This is a genomic window from Labrys neptuniae (assembly GCF_040797145.1).
GTDB classification, from domain to species: domain Bacteria; phylum Pseudomonadota; class Alphaproteobacteria; order Rhizobiales; family Labraceae; genus Labrys; species Labrys neptuniae.
In genome coordinates, this window is sequence record NZ_JBFNQD010000001.1 from 211,872 (window position 1) to 236,731 (window position 24,860).

22 protein-coding genes and 1 tRNA gene are annotated in these 24,860 nt (G+C 62.9%); 22 read left to right on the forward strand and 1 reads right to left on the reverse strand.

Annotation, left to right across the window (positions count from 1 at the left end; all coding sequences use genetic code 11):
• Positions 1-5 precede the first annotated feature (5 nt).
• Positions 6-1,079, reverse strand: a complete 1,074-nt coding sequence (locus ABXS05_RS00945) for a class I SAM-dependent methyltransferase (protein WP_367622601.1) — start codon at positions 1,077-1,079, stop codon at positions 6-8.
• A gap of 410 nt (positions 1,080-1,489) precedes the next feature.
• Here ABXS05_RS00945 and ABXS05_RS00950 point away from each other — a divergent pair, with 410 nt between their 5' ends.
• The 22 genes from ABXS05_RS00950 (at position 1,490) to ABXS05_RS01055 (ending at position 24,702) form a co-directional block, all read left to right on the forward strand.
• Complete coding sequence (locus tag ABXS05_RS00950; RefSeq protein ID WP_367622602.1) at positions 1,490-2,296, forward strand: glycosyltransferase family 2 protein; 807 nt, start codon at positions 1,490-1,492, stop codon at positions 2,294-2,296.
• A gap of 75 nt (positions 2,297-2,371) precedes the next feature.
• Entirely contained in the window at positions 2,372-2,563 is a 192-nt protein-coding gene (locus ABXS05_RS00955; protein WP_311938184.1) for a DUF4089 domain-containing protein, read from the forward strand.
• Positions 2,560-3,978 (forward strand): AtzE family amidohydrolase, encoded by a 1,419-nt coding sequence (locus ABXS05_RS00960; protein ID WP_311938185.1) that lies wholly within the window; start codon positions 2,560-2,562, stop codon positions 3,976-3,978. Before ABXS05_RS00955 ends, ABXS05_RS00960 begins: the two co-directional genes overlap by 4 nt.
• Positions 3,979-4,199: 221 nt before the next feature.
• Complete coding sequence (locus tag ABXS05_RS00965) at positions 4,200-4,784, forward strand: COG3904 family protein (protein ID WP_367622603.1); 585 nt, start codon at positions 4,200-4,202, stop codon at positions 4,782-4,784.
• A gap of 96 nt (positions 4,785-4,880) precedes the next feature.
• Positions 4,881-4,957, forward strand: a tRNA-Asp gene (locus ABXS05_RS00970).
• A 482-nt stretch (positions 4,958-5,439) separates the two neighbouring features.
• Positions 5,440-5,805 (forward strand): NADH-quinone oxidoreductase subunit A, encoded by a 366-nt coding sequence (locus ABXS05_RS00975; RefSeq protein ID WP_068282520.1) that lies wholly within the window; start codon positions 5,440-5,442, stop codon positions 5,803-5,805.
• On the forward strand, positions 5,796-6,383 hold the full coding sequence (locus ABXS05_RS00980; protein ID WP_068282522.1) for a NuoB/complex I 20 kDa subunit family protein: 588 nt from the start codon (positions 5,796-5,798) through the stop codon (positions 6,381-6,383). The genes ABXS05_RS00975 and ABXS05_RS00980 overlap by 10 nt, the downstream gene beginning before the upstream one ends.
• A gap of 11 nt (positions 6,384-6,394) precedes the next feature.
• Positions 6,395-7,006, forward strand: coding sequence for an NADH-quinone oxidoreductase subunit C (locus ABXS05_RS00985; RefSeq protein ID WP_367622604.1), 612 nt, complete (start codon positions 6,395-6,397; stop codon positions 7,004-7,006).
• A gap of 86 nt (positions 7,007-7,092) precedes the next feature.
• A complete protein-coding gene (locus ABXS05_RS00990; RefSeq protein WP_311938189.1) occupies positions 7,093-8,280 on the forward strand; it encodes an NADH-quinone oxidoreductase subunit D in 1,188 nt (395 codons plus the stop codon).
• Positions 8,281-8,432: 152 nt separating this feature from the next.
• The gene (gene nuoE / locus ABXS05_RS00995) at positions 8,433-9,530 is read left to right on the forward strand and encodes an NADH-quinone oxidoreductase subunit NuoE (protein WP_311938190.1); all 1,098 of its coding nucleotides are present in this window, start codon (positions 8,433-8,435) and stop codon (positions 9,528-9,530) included.
• A 75-nt stretch (positions 9,531-9,605) separates the two neighbouring features.
• Entirely contained in the window at positions 9,606-10,907 is a 1,302-nt protein-coding gene (gene nuoF / locus ABXS05_RS01000) for an NADH-quinone oxidoreductase subunit NuoF (RefSeq protein WP_367622605.1), read from the forward strand.
• A gap of 178 nt (positions 10,908-11,085) precedes the next feature.
• Complete coding sequence (gene nuoG / locus ABXS05_RS01005) at positions 11,086-13,164, forward strand: NADH-quinone oxidoreductase subunit NuoG (RefSeq protein ID WP_367622606.1); 2,079 nt, start codon at positions 11,086-11,088, stop codon at positions 13,162-13,164.
• Positions 13,165-13,173: 9 nt separating this feature from the next.
• On the forward strand, positions 13,174-14,223 hold the full coding sequence (gene nuoH / locus ABXS05_RS01010) for an NADH-quinone oxidoreductase subunit NuoH (RefSeq protein WP_068282537.1): 1,050 nt from the start codon (positions 13,174-13,176) through the stop codon (positions 14,221-14,223).
• On the forward strand, positions 14,220-14,738 hold the full coding sequence (nuoI, locus tag ABXS05_RS01015) for an NADH-quinone oxidoreductase subunit NuoI (RefSeq protein ID WP_311938196.1): 519 nt from the start codon (positions 14,220-14,222) through the stop codon (positions 14,736-14,738). The genes nuoH and nuoI overlap by 4 nt, the downstream gene beginning before the upstream one ends.
• A 105-nt stretch (positions 14,739-14,843) precedes the next feature.
• Positions 14,844-15,452: an NADH-quinone oxidoreductase subunit J gene (locus ABXS05_RS01020; protein ID WP_068282540.1), complete on the forward strand. Its 609-nt coding sequence runs from the start codon at positions 14,844-14,846 to the stop codon at positions 15,450-15,452.
• A 3-nt stretch (positions 15,453-15,455) separates the two neighbouring features.
• The gene (gene nuoK / locus ABXS05_RS01025) at positions 15,456-15,764 is read left to right on the forward strand and encodes an NADH-quinone oxidoreductase subunit NuoK (RefSeq protein WP_068282543.1); all 309 of its coding nucleotides are present in this window, start codon (positions 15,456-15,458) and stop codon (positions 15,762-15,764) included.
• 4 nt (positions 15,765-15,768) lie between these two features.
• Complete coding sequence (nuoL, locus tag ABXS05_RS01030) at positions 15,769-17,898, forward strand: NADH-quinone oxidoreductase subunit L (RefSeq protein WP_367622607.1); 2,130 nt, start codon at positions 15,769-15,771, stop codon at positions 17,896-17,898.
• On the forward strand, positions 17,898-19,397 hold the full coding sequence (locus tag ABXS05_RS01035; RefSeq protein WP_311938201.1) for an NADH-quinone oxidoreductase subunit M: 1,500 nt from the start codon (positions 17,898-17,900) through the stop codon (positions 19,395-19,397). Before nuoL ends, ABXS05_RS01035 begins: the two co-directional genes overlap by 1 nt.
• A 14-nt stretch (positions 19,398-19,411) precedes the next feature.
• Complete coding sequence (nuoN, locus tag ABXS05_RS01040) at positions 19,412-20,842, forward strand: NADH-quinone oxidoreductase subunit NuoN (RefSeq protein ID WP_311938202.1); 1,431 nt, start codon at positions 19,412-19,414, stop codon at positions 20,840-20,842.
• Between the two features lie 28 nt (positions 20,843-20,870).
• Positions 20,871-21,626, forward strand: coding sequence for a biotin--[acetyl-CoA-carboxylase] ligase (locus ABXS05_RS01045; protein ID WP_311938204.1), 756 nt, complete (start codon positions 20,871-20,873; stop codon positions 21,624-21,626).
• A gap of 183 nt (positions 21,627-21,809) precedes the next feature.
• Positions 21,810-23,480 carry a ribonuclease J gene (locus ABXS05_RS01050; RefSeq protein WP_367622608.1) on the forward strand — a complete coding sequence of 557 codons (1,671 nt, stop codon included), beginning with the start codon at positions 21,810-21,812 and terminating at the stop codon, positions 23,478-23,480.
• 34 nt (positions 23,481-23,514) lie between these two features.
• Positions 23,515-24,702 (forward strand): patatin-like phospholipase family protein, encoded by a 1,188-nt coding sequence (locus ABXS05_RS01055; RefSeq protein WP_367622609.1) that lies wholly within the window; start codon positions 23,515-23,517, stop codon positions 24,700-24,702.
• Positions 24,703-24,860: the final 158 nt, after the last annotated feature.

The window sequence follows — 24,860 nt, forward strand, 5'->3', positions numbered from 1 at the left end:
TCGCATCACGGCCTCGCTTCGAGGATGAGATTGAACGGTGTCTCCGTCGCACGGCGGAACCGGGTGAAACCCGCTTCATTGGCCACCTTGCGCAGGCGGGCCTCGCCGGCCTGTGCGCCGAGGGCCAGACCGACCTCCTGATCGAGCGAGGCTGGCGTGCAGATCACGGTCGAGGCGGCGTAATAGACGCGTCCGACCGGGTTGAAATTATCCTCGAGTCGGTCGTTGGCGAAGGGCTCGACCAGCATGCAGGTTCCTTCGGGCGCCATCGTGGACCTGACATGGCGCATGGCCCCGACGGGGTCGCCCATATCGTGCAGGCAATCGAAGAAGCAGACGAGATCGTAGCCGCGCGCGGGCACCGTCTTGGCGGTGCTCACCTCGAACGTGACGCGGTCGGCCATTCCCGCGGCCTCGGCGGCGCTCCTGGCGTCGTCGATCGAACCCGGATGATAGTCGAAGCCGTAGAAGCGCGAATTGGGGAAGGCCCGGGCCATGATCATGGTCGAAACGCCATGCCCACAGCCGATATCGGCAACGGTTGCGCCTTGCTCCAATTTCTCCATCACGCCCTCCAGGGCAGGCAGCCATTCCTGCACGAGATGATGGCGATAGGCTGTGCGGAAGAAACGGGCCGTACCGCAGAACAGGCATTTGTCACGCTTGTCCCAACCGACCCCCTTGCCGGTGCGGAACGCATCGGAGATGGCGGGTTCGTCTCGCAGGGTCGCGGCGACGAGATCGCCCACGGCGCCCAGGAAGACCGGGCTGTCCTCGTCGGCGAAGACCGCCGCCTGTTCCGGTTGCATGGAAAAGTGGCCCGTCCCCGGATCGTAGACCACATAGTCCGATGCGGCCTGCGCGGCGAGCCATTCGCGGATGTAGCGCTCGGATGTCCCGGTCTTCTCGGCGAGTTGCTGGGAGGTCATCGGCCCGGCCTCGGCGAGGGCCTTGTAGAGGCCGAGCTTGTCCCCGATGAGGAGCAGCGATGCGTTCATCGCGGCCCCGACATCGCTGAGCATCTTGCCCATGAAGGCGTTGAGTTTGTCCGGGTCTATCGTTGCATTCTGTAAGGCCATCGCTGTTCTCCTGTCGTCGAATGCGGCCTGCCGCCGCCGGCACCGGACTCCCTTGGCGATGCGATCCTTGCGTCCTTCGTTTCGAGACACGCGTGAGGTATCGCTGTCTGATGACAGCGATCCGCAACTTGAACCGTGAAAATTGACGACGCTTGAACTGGCTCGATCACGAGACGAAAGCGGAAGGCTTGCATGACGCCCGCGCCGGGAACCCATGCCGGCAACGATGACATCTTCGTCCTTGCTGGATCTTTCGTTACAACCCTGATTTGTGCGCAGCGAATACTACCACAGCAGGATGGGCACTGCTCTTGGCCTTTAGGCGGATGCCGCAGCGTCGTTACGGACAAAATCTCCGGCTTGCGGCCGATGGGCTGGCCATTTTTCGAGGCTTCGATTAGATCACCGGCATGTCACCACCCGCACCAGCATCCGGACAGCCTGGCCCGCAGCCCTTGTCCGTCTTCATCATCGCCTTCAACGAGGCCGATCGCATCGGTGCGACGATCGAGGCCGCGCGTGGCCTGACGGATGACCTGATCGTGGTCGATTCAGGCTCCACCGACGGCACGCAGGCGATCGCCGAAAAGCTCGGCGCCAGGGTGATCCACAATCCCTGGCCCGGGTATGGTCCGCAAAAGCGCTTTGCCGAGACGCAGTGCCGGCACAACTGGATTCTCAATATCGATGCCGACGAGGTGATATCACCGCAGCTGGCGGCCGAGATCCGTGACCTGTTCTCGGGCGACGGGCCTCAGGCCGATGGCTACGAGATCGACATCGCCGAGATCTTTCCGGGGGAAAGGGAGCCCCATCCCTGGGGATACACGCTGGCACCGGTGCGGCTCTATCGATTCGATCGCGGCCGTTATGCCGATTCGACCGTGCATGACCGGGTGCACTTCAACGATCAACCGCGGATCGCACGGCTGAAGGGACGCATTCATCATTATTCGATCCGTTCGCTCGGCGATGAAATTGCCAAGTTGAACGCCTATACCGAGCAGCAGGCCGAAGATCTCGACAAGAGAGGCAAGACACTCAGCAGCTGGCGAATTCTGACCGAATTCCCCCTCAACTTCCTGAAGGCCTATATTGGGCGTCGTCATTTCGTACGCGGCCTCTACGGCATCGCGACGGCGACGAACTATGCCTATTTCCGTTTTCTTCGCCTGGCCAAGCATATGGAGCGACGTCGCCTGCGCAAACTTCGGTGATGCCATATCATTTGGCTTGTCTTCGGGAGGCGAAGGAGGGACAGTCCGCCTACATCATTCTCGAGGGGCGATGCGATGAGCGGCAAACCCGAATTCGATGCGCAGGCGGTCATCGATGCGATGGCACCGATGATCGGAATCGAAGTGGATCCCGATTTTCGCGAGGGCGTCGCCGCCAATCTGAAACTGACCGCCGATCTGGCACAGCTGGTGCTGTCCTTCCCGATCGAGGATGGCAATCAGCCCGCTGCGGTCTTCGAAGCATGACCAGCCTGCTCGATCAGGGCTGCTCGCCGCAACTGGGCATTCTGGAAATCTCCACCGGCATCCGCAGCGGCCGCTTCACGGCCCGCGCGGCGATCGAGCACACGCTTGCGCGCATCGAGCGGCTGGACGGCAAAGTCGGGGCCTTTACGGCGCTGCTCACCGAGCGCGCGCTGGCACGGGCCGACGCCATCGATGCCCGCCATGCCGCCGGCAAACCGGTCGGGGCCCTGGCCGGCGTGCCCTTCGCCGTGAAGAACCTCTACGATATCGCCGGTCTCGTCACCCTTGCCGGCTCCCGGATCAATCGGGACAATCCGCCCGCCACGCGGGACGCGACGTTGATCGAGCGTCTGGAAGGGCAGGGGGCGATCTGCGTGGGGGCGCTCAATATGAGCGAATACGCCTATGATTTCACCGGGCAGAATCCGCACGAGGCTCCCTCGCGAAACCCCCATGCCCTCGACCACCTGGCGGGAGGATCTTCCAGCGGTCCGGCAAGTGCGGTGGCAGCGGGCTTCGTGCCCCTGGCCCTCGGCAGCGACACCAATGGCGCCATCCGCGTGCCAGCCTCGCTGTGCGGATTGTTCGGCCTGAAGCCGACCTTCGGGCGGCTCAGCCGCGCACGAAGCTTTCCGTTCGTCGCCAGTCTCGATCACATGGGGCCTCTGGCCCGTTCGGCGCGTGACCTGGCTTTCGCCTATGATGCCATGCAGGGGCCCGATCCCGACGATCCGAGTTGTGCCCAGCGCCCGGTGCAGCCGGCCCTGTTCGAACTCGGCCGCGGCATCGAGGGGCTGCGCATCGCCGTGGCGGATGGTTACTTCCGCCCGGAGGGCAATCGCGACGCTTTGGAGGCCGTACGGCGCTGCGCCAAGGCGCTCGACGCCAGCGAGGTCGTGGAGATCCCCCAGGCGGCCGTCGCCCGGGCAGCGGCCTTCCTGATCACCATAACCGAAGCTGGGGCGCTGCACCGCGACCGGTTGCGCGCCCGTGCCAAGGATTTCGCGCCAGGTGTCCGGGACCGGTTGATAGCGGGCAACATGGTGCCGGCGACCTGGGTAAGCGCGGCGCATCGCTTTCGTCATTGGTTCCAGGCGGAGATGCATCGCATCTTCGAGCGAATCGATCTGATTCTGGCGCCGGCGACACCTTGTCGTGCCCCCGGAATCGACGCGACCACCATCGAGGTCGGCGGTCAGGCCGTGCCTGTTCGCGCGAATCTGGGGCTGTTCACCCAGCCGATTTCCTTTATTGGACTGCCTGTGGTCACGGTACCGCTCTGGAACGAGGGCGAGAGGCTCCCCATCGGCGTACAGATCATCGCCCCCGCCTGGCGGGAGGATCTGGCCTTGCGGGCCGCCTGGGCGCTGGAAACGGCGGGAGTGGTGCGGGCACCGGTTGCCGATATCGAATGATGCCCGGTCCGCCGGGCAACAGCCTTTTGCGATTTGGTACGATCGCCAGGAACGCAATGCCCCGTGGAACCAAAGAGTGAGAGTAGGCAAACGCCAAACGCGCTTTGCTCGAAGGAAAAGCAGACATAATGGTGAGTTCTTTGTTGCGTGCCATCGGGCTGGGGGCGCTTGCGGTAGGGTTGTGCTGGAGCGCCTTGCCGCAGCAAGCCCTAGCTGCCGCCATGGATTTCAAGGTGGTGAGCCTGTCCCTCGGCACCAGATGCGGCAAGCGCTGCCCCAGCCTGATGGTTGCCAATGGCGAGATGACGAGCGGCACGGTGGAACGTTTCATTGCCTTCGCTCAGCAGGCCTCGAAACTCGGCACCAGCAATGTGCTGATCATTGATTCGCCCGGTGGCCATCTGGTCGAGGGGGTCAATCTGGGCCATGTGCTGCGCAAATTGCGCACGAGCGTCTTCGTCGGGCGGGTTATCACGCTGGGCGGGCAGCCGGTTGCCGTCAACGGCTCCTGCATGTCGGCCTGCGTCTATGCGCTGATGGGGGGCAACAAGCGATTCGTCCCCGCGGGATCGCGAGTCGGCGTTCATCGCGAATATCTGCCCAACAGTTCCGGCAGTGATCCGCTCTCGGTTCTGCGCAGTACGCGGCGATTCCCCGAAGTGACCCAAATGCTGCGCACCTATTCGAAAAAGATGGGCGTGAACCCCGCTTTGATCGATCTAGCCGAGCAATATGGGGTCGGAAGCATCCGAATTCTGACGCCCGAGGACATCAAACGCTTTCGGCTGGCCCGCATCGCGAACTGAATTTCGAGTGCGTTGCGAATTGACGCTTGACACTGTGCGGGAGGCCCTCTAATCACCGCGCCACGCCAGCACGGTTCGCCGCCGCTGGCGAGAGACGGGGGTGTAGCTCAGTTGGTTAGAGCGTCGGCCTGTCACGCCGAAGGTCGCGGGTTCAAGTCCCGTCACTCTCGCCATTTTGTGACAAAAAGCCAGCCTTCGGGCTGGCTTTTGCATTTTCAGCCCGACCATTTGCGAATGTGTTCGGTTGCAAGCAGGCAGTGTCTTGCAACTCATAACGGCTATGCGCCAAGATCATGCCAGAATCGCCCGATATTCTGCCGCAGTGCGGTAGGAATCTCTTGGCTGGAACGCTTCCAAGCTTGCGCCTCCCATAGCCGTGGTTTAAGGCTCGCTGCAGGTCGTCCACGACGCAGCGTGAAGGTGGTTTTCCAAAGCGCTGTAGAGGGATGACCGGCGTGAGCGCCGCTGTCGAAGCGCGCCCATGCCCGTATCGTCCAAACGTGGCGACCCCGAGTTCAAGCGCTCCCGGTCGATCACAGCTGGAGCAAAGCGCGTTTCAGCGACAACGCCGCAATGTTCCAACTCTTTGTCTCGACGCGTCTTTGCGATTCTCGGTGAGCCCACCGGATCGCAAAACGCTATAGGGTTCGTGCTGATGGACAACCTTCTCGCCGGCTATCTGCCGCTTATCATCTTCATCGGGGTCTCGGCCGTCATCGGCCTGGCGCTTCTGGTGGCGCCCTTCCTCGTGGCGTATCAGCGCCCGGATCCGGAAAAACTCTCCGCCTATGAGTGCGGGTTCAACGCTTTCGACGACGCGCGCATGAAGTTCGACGTGCGCTTCTATCTGGTGTCGATCCTGTTCATCATCTTCGATCTCGAAGTGGCATTCCTGTTCCCCTGGGCGATCACGTTCAAGGAAGTCGGCCTGTTCGGCTTCACCTCGATGATGATTTTCCTGGCCGTGCTGACCATCGGCTTCGTTTATGAGTGGAAGAAGGGCGCGCTCGAATGGGATTGAACCTGGAGACATCAGGTGGCACGCTGGTGGCGCCGGCACCCAAGGGCATCATCGATCCGAATACCGGCAAGCCGGTCGGGTCGACCGATCCGTTTTTCGTCGACATCAATGCCGAGCTGGCTGATCGCGGCTTCCTCGTCACTTCCGCCGACAATCTGATCAACTGGGCTCGCACTGGCTCGCTGATGTGGATGACCTTCGGCCTCGCCTGCTGTGCGGTCGAGATGATGCAGGTCTCGATGCCGCGCTACGACGTCGAGCGCTTCGGCTTCGCCCCGCGCGCTTCCCCGCGTCAATCGGACGTGATGATCGTCGCGGGCACGCTGACCAACAAGATGGCGCCGGCCCTGCGCAAGGTCTACGACCAGATGCCCGAGCCGCGCTACGTCATCTCGATGGGCTCCTGCGCCAATGGCGGCGGCTATTACCACTATTCCTATGCGGTCGTGCGTGGCTGCGACCGCATCGTGCCGGTCGACATCTACGTGCCCGGCTGCCCGCCCACGGCCGAAGCGCTGCTCTATGGCGTGCTGCTGCTGCAGAAGAAGATTCGCCGTACCGGCACCATCGAGCGTTGAGCGGAGCTGACATGGCAAACTCTGAAACTCTGCAGGGGATCGGCGAGGCGCTTCAGGCTGCCTTTCCGCAGGCCGTCTCCAATGTCGTGCATGCTTTTGGCGAACTGACCGTCACCACCGATCCCGACAATATCCTGGCGGTGCTCAAGCACCTCAGGGACGATGCCGGCACGCGCTTCGTTTCGATCATCGATGTCTGCGGGGCCGATTATCCGGCGCGTGAAAAGCGCTTCGACGTGGTCTATCACCTGCTGTCGCCGACCAAGAACGTGCGCATCCGCGTGAAGGTGGAAACCGACGAGGCGACCCCGGTTCCCTCGGCTGTGGCACTGTTCCCCGGCGTGCTCTGGTTCGAGCGCGAAGCCTACGATCTCTACGGCATCCTGTTCACCGGCCATCCAGACCTGCGCCGGTTGCTGACCGACTACGGCTTCGACGGCCATCCCTTGCGCAAGGACTTCCCGATGACCGGGTTCGTCGAGGTGCGCTGGGACGACGAGGCCAAGCGCGTGGTCTACGAACCTGTCAGGCTCAATCAGGAATTCCGCAACTTCGATTTCCTGTCGCCATGGGAAGGGACGGATTATGTCCTGCCCGGCGACGAGAAGGCGAAGGCGAGCTGACGCGCTCCCGCGCGCCGGATCAGGACTAGCAAGACTCTCGAAATGGCTCCGAACCAGCTGGCCAACTCGGAAAGTTTGGAAACGACATGAACGACCAACCGCATCTACGCAATTTTGCGATCAATTTCGGCCCGCAGCATCCGGCGGCCCACGGCGTGTTGCGTCTGGTCATGGAGCTCGACGGAGAAGTGGTCGAGCGTGTCGATCCCCATATCGGCTTGCTGCATCGCGGTACCGAGAAGCTGATCGAAGCCAAGACCTTCATGCAGGCCATTCCCTATTTCGATCGGCTCGATTACGTCGCGCCGATGAACCAGGAGCATGCCTATTGCCTGGCCATCGAGCGTCTGCTCGGTATCGAGGTACCCAAGCGCGGGCAGCTCATCCGCGTGCTCTATTCCGAGATCGGACGCCTGCTTTCGCATCTGCTCAACGTCACCACCCAGGCCATGGACGTCGGCGCGCTGACCCCGCCGCTGTGGGGCTTCGAAGAGCGCGAGAAGCTGATGATCTTCTACGAGCGTGCTTCGGGCAGCCGCATGCATGCCGCCTATTTCCGCACCGGCGGTGTTCACCAGGACCTGCCGCCTGAACTGATCGACGATATCGAAGCCTTCTGCGATCCCTTCCTCAAGGTCTGCGACGATCTGGAAGGCCTGCTCACCGACAACCGCATCTTCAAGCAGCGCAATGTCGATATCGGCATCGTGTCGCTCGACGATGCCTGGGCCTGGGGCTATTCGGGCGTGATGGTGCGTGGCTCGGGGGCCGCCTGGGACCTGCGCAAGTCGCAGCCCTATGAATGCTATGCCGAGCTCGATTTCGACATTCCGATCGGCAAGAACGGTGACAATTACGACCGCTACTGCATCCGCATGGAAGAGATGCGCCAGTCGATCCGCATCATGAAGCAGTGCTGCGCGCTGCTGCGTGCAACGAGTGGGCCGGTTTCGGCCGCCGACAACAAGGTCGTGCCACCCAAGCGCGGCGAGATGAAGCGTTCGATGGAAGCGCTCATCCACCATTTCAAGCTCTACACCGAGGGCTATCATGTGCCCGCCGGCGAGGTCTATGCGGCGGTCGAGGCGCCAAAGGGCGAATTCGGCGTCTATCTGGTCTCGGATGGCGGCAACAAGCCCTATCGCTGCAAGATCCGCGCGCCGGGTTTTGCACATCTGCAGTCGATGGATTGGCTGTGCCGCGGCTACATGCTGGCCGACGTTTCTGCCATTCTCGGTTCTCTCGACATCGTGTTCGGCGAAGTCGATCGTTGATTTGGGTCGCAGCCGGCGTTGAACCGGTTGCAAAAGCGTCTTGCGATTTGAGGGGATCACCACGAATCGCAAAGACGCGTCGAAACCAGGAGTGAGAGCAACAGTGCGTTTGCCAAGACGCACTTTGCTCTAGCAGTTAAAGAGGAATGCGCATGTCCGTCCGCAGGCTCGCGCCCCAGGAACTCCAGCCGGCAAGCTTTGCCTTCACGTCCGAAAACGAGGCGTGGGTGGAAAAGCAGATTGCCAAATACCCGCCCGGCCGCCAGGCCTCGGCGGTGATACCGCTGTTGTGGAAGGCGCAGGAACAGGCCGGTGGCTGGGTGTCCCAGGCAGCGATCGAGGTGATCGCGGCGCGTCTGGGCATGGCGAAGATCCGCGTTCTGGAGATCGCGACCTTCTACACCATGTTCAACCTGGAGCCGGTGGGCAAATATTTCATACAGCTCTGCGGTACCACGCCCTGCCAGCTGCGCGGCGCCGAGGCGATCCGCGACGTGGTCAAGAAACGCGTCGGTCCGGAACGTCATGTGACCGCCGATGGCAATTTCTCATGGCTGGAGGTCGAGTGCCTCGGGGCTTGCTGCAATGCGCCGATGGTGCAGATCAACGCCGATTTCTATGAAGATCTCACTCCCGAGATCATGGAACGCATCATCGACGATCTCGCTGCCGGCAAGGAAGTGAAGCCGGGGCCACAGAACGGCCGCTTCTCGTCCGAGCCGGAAGGAGGCGCCCAGACCCTGAACGACCCGGCGCTCTATGACGGCTCGGTCATCGGCTCCTGGAAAAAGCGCTTCGAGGAAGAAAAGGCCAAGCTGGAAGCCGCGAAGGCCGAGGCAGCCAAGGCGGAAGCTGCAAAGGCTGCCGGTACACCTCCTCCTCCTGCTCCCGCTACGACGGCGGCACCTGTAGCTGCAGCTCCGGCGGCAGCGCCAGCCCCCGCCGCACCGGTGCCCGCTCCTGTTTCCGATGATCACAAGCCGGTCCTGCTGAAGGCCGCTCGCGAGGGCGGGCCTGACGATCTCAAGCTGATCCACGGCGTTGGTCCCAAGCTCGAGGAAATGCTGCACCAGATGGGTGTCTATCACTTCGATCAGATCGCCGCCTGGAACGACAGCAACCTTGCCTGGGTCGACCAGAATCTCGGGGCTTTCAAGGGCAGGGCCCTGCGGGACGGCTGGATCGAGCAGGCCAAGAAACTCGCGACCGGCTGGCGTCCCGAAAACCCGGCCGGCGAGAAGTTGGATTGAAGTGGGCGGGAAGGGGCATGACGCCATCCTTCCCACCTGAGCGTTTTAAGAAGTTTCATTATTGACAGGTTCGCCATGCTTGCTGATCGCGACCGCATCTTCACCAATCTCTACGGCCTCCAGTCACCCGGACTGCAGGCGGCCATCAAGCGTGGCTCGTGGGACGGTACCAAGCAGATCCTCGAGATGGGCCAGGACTGGATCATCAACGAGATGAAGGCTTCGGGCCTGCGGGGACGCGGCGGCGCCGGCTTCCCCACCGGCCTGAAATGGTCCTTCATGCCGAAGAAATCGGATGGCCGGCCGAGTTATCTCGTCGTCAATGCCGACGAGTCCGAGCCGGGCACCTGCAAGGATCGCGAGATCATGCGGCATGATCCGCAGCATCTGGTCGAAGGCTGCCTGATCGCCTCCTTCGCCATGAATGCGCATGCCTGCTATATCTATATCCGTGGCGAATATATCCGTGAGCGCGAGGCCCTGCAGCGCGCCGTCGACGAGGCCTACGAAGCCGGCCTGATCGGCAAGAACAACAAGCACGGCTGGGATTTCGATCTCTACGTCCACCATGGCGCCGGTGCCTATATCTGCGGCGAGGAGACCGCGCTGCTCGAAAGCCTCGAGGGCAAGAAGGGCATGCCGCGCATGAAGCCGCCCTTCCCGGCGAATATGGGCCTTTATGGTTGCCCGACCACGGTGAACAACGTCGAGTCGATCGCCGTCGCCCCAACCATCCTGCGGCGCGGGGCCGGCTGGTTCGCCGGCATCGGCAACCCCAACAATGTCGGCACCAAGCTCTTCTGCGTGTCGGGGCATGTGAACAAGCCCTGCAACGTCGAAGAGGCAATGGGCATTCCCTTCCGCGAACTGATCGAGCGCCATTGCGGCGGCATCCGGGGCGGCTGGGACAATCTGAAGGCGGTCATTCCGGGCGGATCGTCGGTGCGCATGGTGCCGGCCGAGCAGATCATCGACACGCCGATGGATTTCGACTCGCTCTCGAAATTGCGCTCGGGTCTGGGCACCGCCGCCGTCATCGTGATGGACAAGTCCACCGACGTGGTGCGTACGATCGCCCGGCTTGCCTATTTCTACAAGCATGAGAGCTGCGGCCAGTGCACGCCCTGCCGCGAAGGGACGGGCTGGATGTGGCGCGTGCTCACCCGCATGGCGGAAGGACGTGCCCAGAAGCGCGAGATCGACATGCTGCTCGACGTCACCAAGCAGGTCGAAGGGCATACGATCTGCGCTCTGGGTGACGCAGCGGCCTGGCCGATCCAGGGCCTGATCACCCATTTCCGTCATGAGATCGAAGCGCGCATCGATCAATATGCCGCCAACCCCCATTCCACCTCTGTCCTGCAGGCGGCGGAATAGCAGGCCGGCTCCCGCCGGTTGCAACTTATCGGGGCCGGGATCGCCTCCCGTTTCCGGCCTTTCAGAGCGCTGAATTTTCGCTTCGCGATGTTGATCGCGGCACGGAATTTTGCGAAGTCGAGTTTGGAAAGAGTCTGGATTGCGTCTTGCAGTCCAGGCCTGATCGTCAAGGTTATCCATGGCCAAGTTGATCGTCGACGGACAGGAAATCGAGGTCCCGGCGGAGTACACACTCCTCCAGGCCTGTGAGGTCGCGGGTGCAGAGATCCCGCGTTTCTGCTTCCACGAGCGCCTGTCGATTGCCGGCAATTGCCGCATGTGTCTGGTCGAGGTGAAGGGCGGTCCGCCCAAGCCCACGGCTTCCTGCGCCATGGCGGTACGCGACCTGCGCCCAGGCCCGAACGGCGAGCCGCCGGTGGTGCTCACCAAGAGCCCGATGGTCAAGAAGGCGCGTGAAGGGGTGATGGAGTTCCTGCTCATCAACCATCCGCTGGACTGCCCGATCTGCGACCAGGGCGGCGAGTGCGACCTGCAGGACCAGGCCATGGCCTACGGCGTCGACAAGAACCGCTATGCCGAGAACAAGCGCGCGGTCGAAGACAAATATATCGGTCCGCTGGTCAAGACGGTGATGAACCGCTGCATCCATTGCACGCGCTGCGTCCGCTTCACCACGGAAGTCGCCGGCGTCTCCGAGCTCGGCGCCATCGGGCGTGGCGAGGACATGGAGATCACCACCTATCTCGAAAAGGCGATGAGCTCCGAACTGCAGGGCAATGTCATCGACCTCTGCCCGGTCGGCGCCCTGACCTCCAAGCCCTACGAATTCCATGCCCGTCCCTGGGAGCTCTCCAAGACTGAATCCGTCGACGTGATGGATGCGGTGGGCTCAGCCATCCGCATCGATGCGCGCGGCCGGGAAGTGCTGCGCATCGTGCCGCGCACCAATGAGCTGGTGAACGAGGAGTGGATCTCCGACAAGACCCGCTTCATCTGGGACGGCCTGCGGACCCAGCGTCTCGACCGACCCTATCTGCGTGTCGATGGCCGCCTCAAGCCGGTCACCTGGCAGGAGGCTTTTGCCGCCATCGCGACCAAGGTGAAGGCTGCCAAGCCGGAACGCATCGGCGCGATCGCCGGCGATCTCGCGGCGGTGGAGGAACTGTTCGCGCTGAAGGATCTCATCGGCAAGCTCGGCTCCAAGAACCTCGACGCCCGGCAGGACGGCGCCAAGATCGATCCTGCCCTGGGCCGCGCCGGCTACCTGTTCAACCCGACCATCGCCGGCCTCGAAGAGGCGGATGCGATCCTGCTGGTCGGCACCAATCCGCGCAAGGAAGCCTCGGTGCTCAATGCCCGCATCCGCAAGCGTTGGTTGCGCGGCGCCAAGGTCGGCCTGATCGGCGAGCAGGCCGATCTGACCTACACCTATGATTATCTCGGCGCCGGACCCGATACCCTGGCCGATCTCGCGGCCGGCAAGGGCGCCTTCGCCGATCTGCTGAAGGGGGCGACCAAGCCCGTCATCATCGTGGGTGGCGGTGTCTATGCCCGCACCGACGGCGCAGCCCTGCTGTCGCTGGCCGCCAAGGCTGCCCAGGCCCTCGGCGTGGTCAAGGAGGGCTGGAACGGCTTCGGCGTGCTGCACAATGCGGCCTCGCGTGTCGGTGCGCTCGATGTCGGTTTCGTGCCGGGCGAGGGCGGCCTCGATGCCGCCGGCATGGCCAAGGCCGGCGCGCTCGACGTGCTCTTCCTGCTGGGCGCCGACGAGATCACCATCGAGCCGGGTGCCTTCGTGGTCTATCAGGGCAGCCATGGCGACCGCGGCGCGCATCGTGCCGACGTCATCCTGCCGGCCGCCGCCTATCCCGAGCGTTCGGGCCTGTTCGTCAACACCGAAGGCCGGGTCCAGCTCGCCAACCGCGCGGCGTTCCCGCCCGGCGAGGCACGTGAGGATTGGGCGATCCTGCGGGCCCTGTCGGAAGCCGTCGGTGCCAAGCTCGGCTATGACTCGCTCGCTGCCTTGCGCAAGGCCCTGTTTGCCGCCATTCCCCATCTCGGCCAGATCGGCCAGGTTGCCGCGGCCGATGTCGCCGGCATCTCGGTTCTGGCGAATGTCGGTGGCGACTTCGACAGGGCGGCTTTCGCGGCTGCGATCAGCGATTTCTATTTGACCAACCCCATCGCGCGCGCTTCGGCCGTGATGGCGCAGTGTTCGCAGCTCGCCTCGGGCGCGCTGCCGCTGGCGGCGGAGTAAGGACGGGCCATGACGATCTGGGAAACACTCCTGTGGAAGGTAGGCCTGCCGGCGCTGCAAAGCGTGGTTCTGCTGGTCTGCCTGCTTGTCTTCATCGCCTATTACCTGCTGGCCGACCGCAAGGTCTGGGCAGCCGTACAGCTGCGCCGCGGTCCCAACGTCGTCGGGCCGTTCGGGCTGTTCCAGTCCTTCGCCGACCTGCTCAAGTTCGTGCTCAAGGAGCCGGTGATCCCGGCGGGCGCGAACAAGGGCGTCTTCCTGCTCGCTCCCTTCGTCACCTGCGTGCTGGCGCTGGCCGGTTGGGCCGTGCTGCCGGTGGCGGCCGGCACGATGATCGCCGACATCAATGTCGGCATCCTCTATGTCTTCGCCATCTCTTCTCTTGGTGTCTACGGCACCATCATGGCGGGCTGGGCCTCGAACTCGAAATATCCCTTCCTGTCGGCCCTGCGCGCCGCGGCCCAGATGGTGTCCTATGAAGTCTCGATCGGCTTCGTCATCATCACCGTGCTGCTTTGCGCCGGCTCGCTGAACCTGACGGCCATCGTCGACGCTCAGCACAGCCGCGGTCTTGCCAGCCTGATCGGTCTGCCCTGGCTGACCTTCCTGAACTGGTACTGGCTGCCGCTCTTCCCGATGTTCATCATCTTCTTCATCTCGGCCCTGGCCGAGACGAACCGGCCGCCCTTCGATCTGGCCGAAGCCGAGTCCGAGCTCGTGGCCGGCTTCATGGTCGAATACGCCTCGACGCCCTACCTGCTGTTCATGCTGGGCGAGTATGTGGCGATCATGACCATGTGCGCCCTGACCACCATCCTGTTCATGGGAGGCTGGAGCGCGCCGATCGATCTGCCGCCCTTCACCTGGATCCCGGGGTTCATCTGGTTCCTGGTCAAGGTGACCTTCGTCTTCTTCATGTTCGCGATGGTGAAGGCCTTCGTGCCGCGCTACCGCTATGACCAGCTGATGCGTCTCGGCTGGAAAGTTTTCCTGCCGCTGTCGATCGCCATGGTCGTGATCGTCGCAGGCTTCCTCCAGATCACCGGATGGGCACCATGACCGCCGCCAATCCCAGCCGGCCGCGCGTCGGTCTCGATCAGGCCGCCAAGGCGCTGTTCCTGAAGGAATTCGTTTCGGCCTTCTTCCTGTCGATGCGCTATTTCTTCAAGCCGAAGGCAACGTTGAACTATCCCTTCGAAAAGGGCCGGCTGTCGCCGCGTTTCCGGGGCGAGCACGCCTTGCGTCGCTATCCCAACGGTGAAGAGCGCTGCATCGCCTGCAAATTGTGCGAAGCGATCTGCCCGGCCCAGGCCATCACCATTGAGGCCGGCCCGCGCGGCAATGACGGCACGCGGCGGACGACCCGCTACGACATCGACATGGTCAAGTGCATCTATTGCGGCTTCTGCCAGGAAGCCTGCCCGGTGGATGCCATCGTCGAGGGGCCGAACTTCGAGTTCGCCGTAGAGACGCGCGAAGAGCTGTTCTACGACAAGGACCGTCTTCTGAGCAATGGCGACCGCTGGGAGCGGGAAATCGCCAAGAACATTGCCAAGGACGCACCTTATCGCTAGGCGCCGAGCGGACCTGACGGACCGAGTTTGTTTGTACGTGCTTCAGCCAGGCTGAAGCGGTTTGAGACTAGACGGCACGGAAACGGGCCGGAGAGGGGTTTGAACATGAATGTGGCGACAGCCTTCTTCTACCTGTTCGCCTTTGTTTGCGTGGCATCGGCCTTGATGGTCATCCTGTCGCGCAACCCTGTGCATTCGGTGCTCTATCTGATCCTGGCCTTCGTCAATGCGGCCGGCCTGTTCATGCTCACCGGGGCCGAGTTCCTCGCGTTGATCCTGATCGTGGTCTATGTCGGCGCCGTCGCCGTGCTCTTCCTCTTCGTGGTGATGATGCTCGACGTCGATTTCACCGAGCTGCGCCAGGGCTTCCTGCAATATCTGCCCATCGGTTTCCTGGTCGGCCTGATCGTGCTGATCGAACTGCTGATGGTGGTGGTCGGCTGGGCGATCTCTCCCGGCATCGTCGTCAACCCGCAGACGCAGATCGATACTTCCGTCACCAACACCGAGGCGCTCGGCCGCGTGCTCTACACGCAATATGCCTTCTTCTTCCAGGGCGCCGGCCTGGTGCTGCTGGTGGCTATGATCGGCGCCATCGTGCTGACACTGCGCCACAAGGAAGGCGTCAAGCGCCAGAATCCGGCCCTGCAGTCGGCGCGCACCAAGGCGCAGTCGGTCGAGGTCATCAAAGTTCAGCCAGGGCAGGGGATCTGACACATGGCCGTCGATCTTTCCCATTTTCTCGCCGTCGCCGCCGTTCTCTTCACCATCGGCGTGCTCGGGATTTTCATCAACCGCAAGAACGTCATCGTCATCCTGATGTCGGTGGAACTCATCCTGCTTGCGGTGAACATCAATATGGTCGCCTTCTCCGCGGCGCTGCACGACATTACGGGCCAGGTCTTCACCCTGCTGATCCTGACGGTCGCCGCCGCCGAGGCCGCGATCGGTCTGGCCATTCTGGTGGCGTTCTACCGTAATCGCGGTTCGATCGCCGTCGAAGATATCAACGTGATGAAGGGCTGAGGGCGTGTATAACGCAATTGTCTTCCTGCCGCTCCTCGGCTTCCTGATTGCCGGCATCGCCAACATGCTGACCTGGCGCCTGGCGCCGGCCGATGCTGCCGAGACCTCCGGGCATGGCCACGGCGACCATGGCCATGGTGCCCACGGGCGCGACGCGCATGGTCATGACGATCACGGCCATGACTCCCATGGTCACGACGATCATCACGCCGTCGAGGAATCCCCGCATTCGCCCGGCAAGATCCGTTTTGCCGAATATGTCACGACCGGCCTGCTGTTCGTGTCCTGCCTGCTGTCCTGGGTTGCCTTCATCAATGTCGGCTTCAACGGCGCTACCGCCTCGGTTCCGGTGCTCGACTGGATCCATGTCGGCAAGCTGCAGATCGACTGGGCCCTGCGCGTCGATACGCTGACGGCCGTGATGCTGGTGGTGGTCACCACCGTGTCTTCGCTCGTCCACCTCTATTCCGTCGGCTACATGGAAGAGGATCCTGCACGGCCGCGATTCTTCGCCTATCTGTCGCTGTTCACCTTCGCCATGCTGATGCTGGTGACCTCCGACAATCTGGTGCAGATGTTCTTCGGCTGGGAAGGCGTGGGCCTGGCCTCGTATCTCCTGATCGGATTCTGGTACAAGAAGCCCTCGGCCAATGCGGCGGCGATCAAGGCCTTCGTGGTCAACCGCGTCGGCGATTTCGGTTTCCAGCTCGGCATCTTCGCGGTGTTCGTGATCTTCGGTCAGGTCGGTTTCGAGGGCATCTTCAAGGAAGCCGCCAGCAAGGCCGAGACCAGCATCCACTTCCTCGGTTATACGCTGCCGGCGCTCGAGGTGGCCTGCGTGCTGCTGTTCATAGGAGCCATGGGCAAGTCTGCGCAGTTCCTGCTGCACACCTGGCTGCCGGACGCGATGGAAGGCCCGACGCCGGTCTCCGCGCTCATCCATGCCGCTACCATGGTCACGGCGGGCATCGTGATGGTGGCGCGCCTGTCGCCGCTGTTCCAGCACGCCCCGAATGCGCTGGCCTTCGTCACCTTCATCGGTGCCACCACGGCCTTCTTCGCCGCCACGGTCGGCCTGGTCCAGAACGACATCAAGCGTGTCATCGCCTACTCGACCTGTTCGCAGCTCGGCTACATGTTCGTGGCGCTGGGCGTCGGCGCCTACAATGTCGGCGTGTTTCACCTGTTCACCCACGCCTTTTTCAAGGCGCTGCTGTTCCTCGGTGCCGGCTCGGTCATCCATGCCATGCATCATGAGCAGGACATGCGGCACATGGGCGGCTTGAAGTCGAAGATCCCGCTGACCTATTGGGCGATGATCATCGGCACTCTGGCGCTCACCGGCTTCGGCGTTCCCTTCACCCAGATCGGCTTCGCCGGCTTCAATTCCAAGGACGGCATCATCGAGGCGGCCTGGGCTGCCTATGCCGAAGGCGGCCACCTGATCCCGCTTTATGCCTTCTGCATGACGGTGATCGCGGCCCTGATGACCTCCTTCTACTCCTGGCGCCTGATCTACATGACCTTCCATGGGCAGACCCGGGCCGATGCGCATACCTATGACCATGCGCATGAATCGCCGATGCCGATGATGATCCCGCTGGCAGTGCTGTCGGTCGGCGCGGTGATCGCGGGCATGGTGTTCCACCATTCCTTCGCCACCGAGGAAGGGCTGGAGCATTTCTGGCGCGAGGCCGTGTCACTGGGCGAGGGGACCAAGATCCTCGAGGGCATGGAGCATGTTCCATGGCTCGTTCATCTGGCACCTTTCGCGATGATGGCCATCGGCTGGGCCACGGCCTATTACATGTACATCGTCAAGCCTTCGGTGCCGGCGGCCATCGCTGCCCGCAATCCGCTGCTCTACAACTTCCTGCTCAACAAGTGGTATTTCGACGAGCTGTATGACTGGGCCTTCGTCCGCCCGGCCAAGTGGCTCGGCCGCTTCCTGTGGAAGAAGGGGGATGGCGCCGTCATCGACGGCCTTGGCCCGGATGGTGTCTCGGCCCGCGTCGTTGACGTCACCCGCGGCGTCGTCAAGCTGCAGACCGGCTATCTCTATCACTATGCCTTCGCCATGCTGATCGGCATCGCGGCCTTGTTCACCTGGTCCATGCTCGGAGGCACGCACTGATGTCCTGGCCGGTTCTTTCCGTCACGACCTTCCTGCCCCTGGTGGGCGTGGTGCTGATGCTCGTGCTTCGGGGTGACTCCGAAAGCGTGAAGCGCAATTCGCGCATCATCTCGCTGTGGACCACCATCGCGACCTTCGTCGTCTCGCTCTTCCCGTTGTTTGCCTTCGATCCGGCAAACACCAGCTTCCAGTTCGTGGAGAACACCAACTGGCTCGGCGGCACCACGGGCGGGGCGATCAACTATCGCATGGGCGTCGACGGCATTTCGCTGCCCTTCGTCATCCTGACCACCTTCCTGATGCCGTTCTGCATCCTCGCCTCCTGGCGCTCGATCCAGAACCGCGTGCGCGAATACATGATCGCCTTCCTCGTGCTGGAGACGCTGATGATCGGCGTGTTCTGCGCGCAGGACATCGTGCTGTTCTACCTGTTCTTCGAAGGCGGCCTGATCCCGATGTTCCTGATCATCGGCATCTGGGGCGGACAGCGGCGCATCTATGCCAGCTTCAAGTTCTTCCTCTACACGCTGCTCGGCTCGGTGCTGATGCTGATCGCCATCATGGCGATGTATTGGAATGCCGGCTCTTCGGACATCGCCGTGCTGCTCAAGCACCCGTTCCCGGTGCAGATGCAGACCTATCTGTGGCTGGCCTTCTTCGCGTCCTTCGCCGTGAAGATGCCGATGTGGCCGGTGCACACCTGGCTGCCCGACGCCCATGTCGAGGCGCCGACGGCGGGTTCGGTCATCCTGGCCGGCATCCTGCTGAAGATGGGCGGCTACGGCTTCATCCGCTTCTCGCTGCCGATGTTCCCTGCGGCGTCCGAATATTTCGCGCCACTGGTGTTCACGCTCTCGGTCATCGCCATCGTCTACACCTCGCTGGTGGCGCTGATGCAGGAGGACATCAAGAAGCTGATCGCCTACTCGTCGGTCGCCCATATGGGCTTCGTCACCATGGGCCTGTTCTCGATGAACGAGCAGGGCGTGCAGGGCGCGATCTTCCAGATGATCTCCCATGGCATCGTCTCGGGTGCGCTGTTCCTCTGCGTCGGCGTGGTCTATGACCGCATGCATACCCGCGAGATCGCGGCTTATGGCGGCCTGGTCAACCGCATGCCCTGGTATGCGCTGGCGCTGATGGTCTTCACCATGGCCAATGTCGGCCTGCCCGGCACCTCAGGCTTCGTCGGCGAGTTCCTCACGCTGGTGGGCGCTTTCTCGACCAACACCTGGGTGGCTTTCTTCGCCACCTTCGGCGTGATCCTGTCGGCGGCCTATGCACTCTGGCTCTATCGCCGCGTCGTCTACGGCGCGCTGGAAAAGCCGAGCCTGGCCGGCATCGCCGATCTCACCGGCCGGGAGTTCATCATCCTGGCCCCGCTGGTGCTGCTCACGATCTATTTCGGTGTCTATCCCAAGCCGATCCTGAACATGAGCGAAGCCGCCGTCACCCATCTCATCCAGGCGGCGAAAGCTGCCAGCGTTGCGCTTAACTGATCCGAAGGCGAGCCATGTCTGCTTCTGAAATTGCAACGGCGCTTCCGGAAATCGTTCTGGTCCTCGGCGCCATCGCTCTGCTGATGATCGGTGTCTTCTCGGCGCCGCGCGGCTACGGCATGGTCACCACCCTTTCGGTGGTGTTGCTGGCCGTGGTCGCGGTGCTGGTGGCCATGAGCACCGATGGCAAGGCCTTCAACGGTTCCTTCAGCGTCGATGCCTTCGCCCGCTTCACCAAGATCCTGGTCCTGATCGGCTCTGGAACGGCGATCGTGATGTCGAGCGACTTCCTGCGCTCGCGCGGCATCGAGAAGTTCGAATATCCGGTGATGATCCTGCTGGCCACCACCGGCATGATGATGATGCTGTCGGCCAACGACCTCATCGCCCTCTATATCGGGCTGGAATTGCAGTCGCTGGCCCTCTACGTCATCGCTTCCATCCATCGCGACGACCTGAAGTCCACCGAGGCGGGCCTCAAATATTTCGTCCTCGGCGCGCTCTCCTCGGGCATGCTGCTCTATGGCGCATCGCTGATCTACGGTTTCGCCGGCACCGTGTCGTTCACCGGCATCGCTGCTGCGGTGCAGGGGCATGTCGGCCTCGGCCTCGTCTTCGGCATTGTCTTCCTGCTGGCCGGCCTGGCCTTCAAGATCTCGGCCGTGCCCTTCCATATGTGGACGCCCGACGTCTATGAGGGCGCGCCCACGCCGGTGACCACCCTGTTTGCCGGTGCGCCGAAGATTGCCGCCATGGGGCTGCTGGTCCGCGTGATCATCACCTCCTTCCCGGCAGCGCTTGCCCAGTGGCAGCAGATCGTGGTGTTCATCGCCATCGCCTCGATGGCCCTTGGTTCCTTCGCGGCGATCGGCCAGAGCAACATCAAGCGCCTGATGGCCTATTCGTCCATCGGCCATATGGGCTTTGCCCTGGTCGGCTTGGCTGCAGGGACCTCGGAGGGCGTGCAGGGCGTGCTGATCTATCTGGCGCTCTATCTGGCCATGACCATCGGCACCTTTGCCGTGATCCTGTCGATGAAGCGCAGGGGCGCCTATGTCGAGAGTGTCAGCGATCTCGCCGGCCTGTCGAGCAAGCAGCCGATCATGGCCTATGCGCTCGCCGCGCTGATGTTCTCGCTGGCGGGCATTCCTCCGCTCTCCGGTTTCTGGGCCAAGTGGTATGTGTTCGTCGCCGCCGTGCATCAGGGCCTGTGGCCGCTGGCAATCCTCGGCGTGCTCTCCAGCGTGGTGGGGGCCTTCTATTACCTGCGCATCATCAAGGTGATGTTCTTCGACGAGCCCGCCGAGGAGTTCGAGCCGATGTCGGCTTCGCTCGCCGGGGTGCTTGCCATCGCTACCATCGTGACGGTGTTCTTCATTGTCTGGCCGACTCTGGTGACCGGTCCGGCCGCGGCTGCGGCCGCCTCGCTCCTGCCCTCGGGCTGATGCAAGCAGGGGCAATGAAACGCGGCCGATGAAACTTGGAGTTCAGGCACAGGCGGCAGGCTTCCGTCATCTACACTTCGACTCGATTGGTTCGACCAATGTCGAAGCCCTGCAGCGCGGACAGGACCGCCTGTGGGTGACGGCCGGCGAGCAGGTCTCCGGCAAGGGGCGGCGCGGCCGCCCCTGGAGCTCTCCGCAGGGCAATCTCTATGCCTCGCTGCTGCTGGTCGATCCCGCCGAACCGCGGCGGGCGGCCGATCTTTGTTTCGTTGCCGCCCTGGCGCTCAGCGATGCGGTGCTCGCCACCGCGCCGCGTGCCGCCGCGGCGCTGGCCCTGAAATGGCCCAATGACGTCTTGATCGGCGGCGCCAAGCTCGCCGGTATCCTGGTCGAAGGCGCCCATGCCGGCGGTGGTTTTTCGGCGGTGATAGGCTGCGGGGTCAACATCGCCAGCCATCCCGAAGGCACGCCCTATCCGGCCACGCATCTTGCGGCGAGCGACGCCGCCATCAATGTCGAGAGCTTTTTCGTGGCGCTGACGGACGGCTTTGCCCGGCGTCTGGAGCAATGGCAGCGCGGTGCCGGCTTTGCCGCCATCCGCGAGGCCTGGCTGCAGCGCGCTGCCGGGCTCGGACGCCGCATCGTCGTGCGCCTGCCCTCGGGCGACATCGATGGCGTGTTCGAGGCTCTCGACGCCGAAGGCGTACTGATCCTGCGCGACGATGCCGGAGCGCGACGTGAAATTTCGGCGGGCGAGATCTTCTTTCCGGGCCTGGTCCCTTGAGCAAAGCGCGTTTGGGGGAAACGCTCTTTTGCTCGAACTCTTTCGTACGACACGTCTTTGCGATTCTTGGTGATTCCGCCGGATCGCAAAACGCTTTAATTCATCCGATTCATGAAGAGTTTGGCTGCCTTCGTTGCAGCCTGATGCGAATAATGGGGCCAACGCGCCCGTAAGGAACCAAACATGGCACGCGATACCTCCGACCTCGTCTTCTGCGCCCTCGGCGGCATTGGCGAGATCGGCATGAACATGGCGCTTTACGGCTATGGCCCGGCGAATAAGCGTCAATGGCTGATGGTCGATTGCGGCGTGTCGTTTGCCGACGACAACCTGCCGGGCGTCGACCTCGTCATGCCCGATACCCGCTTCATCGAGGCGCAGCGCAAGAATTTGACGGGCATCGTGATCACCCATGCGCATGAGGACCATTTCGGCGCACTCATCCATCTTTGGCCGAAACTGCAGGTGCCGGTCTATGCCACCAAGTTCACCGCGGCCCTGCTGGAGGCCAAGCGCCTGCACGATCCCGATGCGCCCAAGATCGATCTGCGCATCATCCCCTCCCAGGCGCGATTCACGCTGGGGCCGTTCGACATCGAATTGATCAATGTCGCCCATTCCATTCCAGAGTCGAATGCGCTGGCGATCCGCACCCCTGCGGGCATGGTCGTCCACACCGGTGACTGGAAGATCGACGAGACGCCGGTGATCCCGCCCACGACCGATGCCGCACGGCTCAAGGCATTGGGGGATGAAGGCGTGCTGGCCCTGGTCTGCGATTCCACCAATGCAATCCGCGACGGGCGTTCTCCCTCCGAGCGCGACGTCGCCAAGAATCTGGCGGAGATCATCGGCGCGAGGAAGGGCAGGGTGGCCGTCACCACCTTCGCTTCCAATGTCGGGCGCATTCGTTCGATCGCCGAAGCCGCCATGGCGAACGACCGCAGCGTGGTGATCGTCGGCCGGGCCATGGAGCGGGTTTGCCAGGTCGCGCGCGAATGCGGCCTGCTCGACGGCATTCCCGATTTCCTGAACCCGGAAAGCTACGGCTGCCTGCCGCGGGAGAAGGTGGTCGCCGTGCTCACCGGCAGCCAGGGCGAGCCCCGCGCTGCGCTGGCGCGCATCGCCCGGGGCGAGCACCCTGAGGTCACGCTGGCCAAGGGCGATACGGTGATCTTCTCCTCGCGCACCATTCCGGGCAATGAGAAGGCCGTCGGCAACATCATCAACGGCCTTGTGCGGCAGGGCGCGGAGATCGTCACCGATCGCAACCAGCTCGTGCATGTCTCCGGCCATCCGCGGCGCGGCGAACTCACCGACATGTATCACTGGACGCGGCCGAAGATCGCCATTCCCGTGCATGGCGAAGCTTGGCACTTGGCCGAACATGCCGAACTCGCCCGTTCGCTCGGCGTGCCTGAAGTCGTCGCGGCCGGTGACGGCCAGATCATCGCGTTGCGCGAAGGTGATACCAAGGTGGTGGACGAGGCGCCGACCGGGCGTATCTGCCTCGATGGTGACGTGCTGATCAACGCATCCGAGGAGACTATCCCCCAACGTCGGCGCCTGTCCTGGTCCGGTGCTGTCTCGGTTGCGCTCGCTCTGTCCGAGAAGGGCGAGATCGTCAACGAGCCGGATGTGAAATTCTCCGGCCTGCCAGTGCGTGTCGGTGATGGTCGCCTGATGGACGACGTCATCGCCGATGCCGCCTTGCTGGTGATCGACAGCCTGCCCAAGCCCAAGCGGCGCGATCCGGACGCGGTCGAACTGGCCGTGGAGCGCGCGGTGCGTTCGGCCGTGAATGCGGTGTGGGGCAAGAAGCCTGTTTGTCATGTGATCGTGCTGGTGGTCTGATAGCCGGCCTGGGTTTGCAGGATGGAATCGCGCCATGACAGTTGCAGATGGAGCCAGCACCCGCACCCGCCGTAAATCCGTCGATGCCGAGGAAGAGCGTAACGGTTTTCAGCGCATCGCCCTGCTGTTGCAGGGCGGGGGCGCGCTCGGTGCCTATCAGGCCGGTGCCTATCAGGCGCTTGAAGAGGGAGGCGTCCAGCCCAACTGGATCGCCGGCATATCGATCGGTGCCATCAACGCTGCCCTGATCGCCGGCAACGCCCCCGGCGAACGCGTCGCCAAGCTCCGGCGTTTCTGGGAGATGGTGAGCGACCCGCCCTTCGAGCCGGCTCTCGAATGGGTTCGCCTGTTCGCCCGGGAAGGCGATCGCCAGCACAAGCTGGTGAACCAACTGCTGGCCGGCCAGGTTCTATTGAAAGGGGCGCCGAAATTTTTCGAGCCGCGCTTTCCGCCGCCCTATTTCATGCCGGCCGGCTCCGTCGGCGCCACCAGTTTCTATGATACAGCACCCCTCAAGCAGACTCTGCTGCAGCTGGTCGATTTCGATCGGCTCAACAGCGGCGAGACCCGCTTTGCGGTTGGAGCGGTCAATATCGCCAGTGGCAATTTCGCCTATTTCGACAATGGCAACGGCACGGCGCGCATCACGCCGGAACATATCATGGCAAGTGGCGCTCTGCCGCCTGGTTTCCCGCCGATCGAGATCGACGGGCAATTCTATTGGGATGGCGGCCTGGTCTCGAACACGCCCCTGCAATGGATCCTGGAGCAGCAGGATCTCGATACGATCGCCTTCCAGGTCGATCTGTGGAATGCCCGCGGCGACATCCCCAAGGACATGGCCGAGGTCGAGGTCCGGCAGAAGGAGATCCAATATTCCAGCCGCACGCGGGCGGCGACCACCCGCGCTCGTGAACGCCAGCGCCTTCGTGGCGCACTCAAGCGCATCCTGGCGGAATTGCCGGCGGATTTCGGCCTGGAGGACGATGTCGAACTGCTCAGCAAGGCAGTCGAGCGCAAGGCCTGTAATATCGTGCAGCTGATCTACAGGGCCCGCAAATATGAAGGGGCCAGCAAGGACTATGATTTCTCCCGCCTGATGATGGAGGAGCATTGGGCTTCAGGCTACGAGGATGCCCGCCATGCCCTCGGCCATCCGGAGATCTTCCGCAAGCCCCGCAATGTGGAGGCCTTCGCCAGCTACGATTTCGGCGGAAGCTAGCGCCCCTGGGATCGCGGGCGTCTCGTCTGCTCTTGGAAACATCGAATTTGCCGGAAAGGAAGATGCAGGCGAGACGCCTGCCGTCTCAGGCGGAAACATGCTTGCCATTGTCGGCTTGGCGGCTCATATACGATCGCTTTCCCGCCTGATTTAACGAA

Bases quoted from the DNA above. Each gene is read 5' to 3' on its own strand.
- ABXS05_RS00945 (WP_367622601.1), bottom strand. From the start codon at position 1,079: ATGGCCTTACAGAATGCAACGATAGACCCGGACAAACTCAACGCCTTC.
- ABXS05_RS00950 (WP_367622602.1), top strand. From the start codon at position 1,490: ATGTCACCACCCGCACCAGCATCCGGACAGCCTGGCCCGCAGCCCTTG.
- ABXS05_RS00955 (WP_311938184.1), top strand. From the start codon at position 2,372: ATGAGCGGCAAACCCGAATTCGATGCGCAGGCGGTCATCGATGCGATG.
- ABXS05_RS00960 (WP_311938185.1), top strand. From the start codon at position 2,560: ATGACCAGCCTGCTCGATCAGGGCTGCTCGCCGCAACTGGGCATTCTG.
- ABXS05_RS00965 (WP_367622603.1), top strand. From the start codon at position 4,200: ATGGATTTCAAGGTGGTGAGCCTGTCCCTCGGCACCAGATGCGGCAAG.
- ABXS05_RS00975 (WP_068282520.1), top strand. From the start codon at position 5,440: ATGGACAACCTTCTCGCCGGCTATCTGCCGCTTATCATCTTCATCGGG.
- ABXS05_RS00980 (WP_068282522.1), top strand. From the start codon at position 5,796: ATGGGATTGAACCTGGAGACATCAGGTGGCACGCTGGTGGCGCCGGCA.
- ABXS05_RS00985 (WP_367622604.1), top strand. From the start codon at position 6,395: ATGGCAAACTCTGAAACTCTGCAGGGGATCGGCGAGGCGCTTCAGGCT.
- ABXS05_RS00990 (WP_311938189.1), top strand. From the start codon at position 7,093: ATGAACGACCAACCGCATCTACGCAATTTTGCGATCAATTTCGGCCCG.
- nuoE (WP_311938190.1), top strand. From the start codon at position 8,433: ATGTCCGTCCGCAGGCTCGCGCCCCAGGAACTCCAGCCGGCAAGCTTT.
- nuoF (WP_367622605.1), top strand. From the start codon at position 9,606: ATGCTTGCTGATCGCGACCGCATCTTCACCAATCTCTACGGCCTCCAG.
- nuoG (WP_367622606.1), top strand. From the start codon at position 11,086: ATGGCCAAGTTGATCGTCGACGGACAGGAAATCGAGGTCCCGGCGGAG.
- nuoH (WP_068282537.1), top strand. From the start codon at position 13,174: ATGACGATCTGGGAAACACTCCTGTGGAAGGTAGGCCTGCCGGCGCTG.
- nuoI (WP_311938196.1), top strand. From the start codon at position 14,220: ATGACCGCCGCCAATCCCAGCCGGCCGCGCGTCGGTCTCGATCAGGCC.
- ABXS05_RS01020 (WP_068282540.1), top strand. From the start codon at position 14,844: ATGAATGTGGCGACAGCCTTCTTCTACCTGTTCGCCTTTGTTTGCGTG.
- nuoK (WP_068282543.1), top strand. From the start codon at position 15,456: ATGGCCGTCGATCTTTCCCATTTTCTCGCCGTCGCCGCCGTTCTCTTC.
- ABXS05_RS01035 (WP_311938201.1), top strand. From the start codon at position 17,898: ATGTCCTGGCCGGTTCTTTCCGTCACGACCTTCCTGCCCCTGGTGGGC.
- nuoN (WP_311938202.1), top strand. From the start codon at position 19,412: ATGTCTGCTTCTGAAATTGCAACGGCGCTTCCGGAAATCGTTCTGGTC.
- ABXS05_RS01045 (WP_311938204.1), top strand. From the start codon at position 20,871: ATGAAACTTGGAGTTCAGGCACAGGCGGCAGGCTTCCGTCATCTACAC.
- ABXS05_RS01050 (WP_367622608.1), top strand. From the start codon at position 21,810: ATGGCACGCGATACCTCCGACCTCGTCTTCTGCGCCCTCGGCGGCATT.
- ABXS05_RS01055 (WP_367622609.1), top strand. From the start codon at position 23,515: ATGACAGTTGCAGATGGAGCCAGCACCCGCACCCGCCGTAAATCCGTC.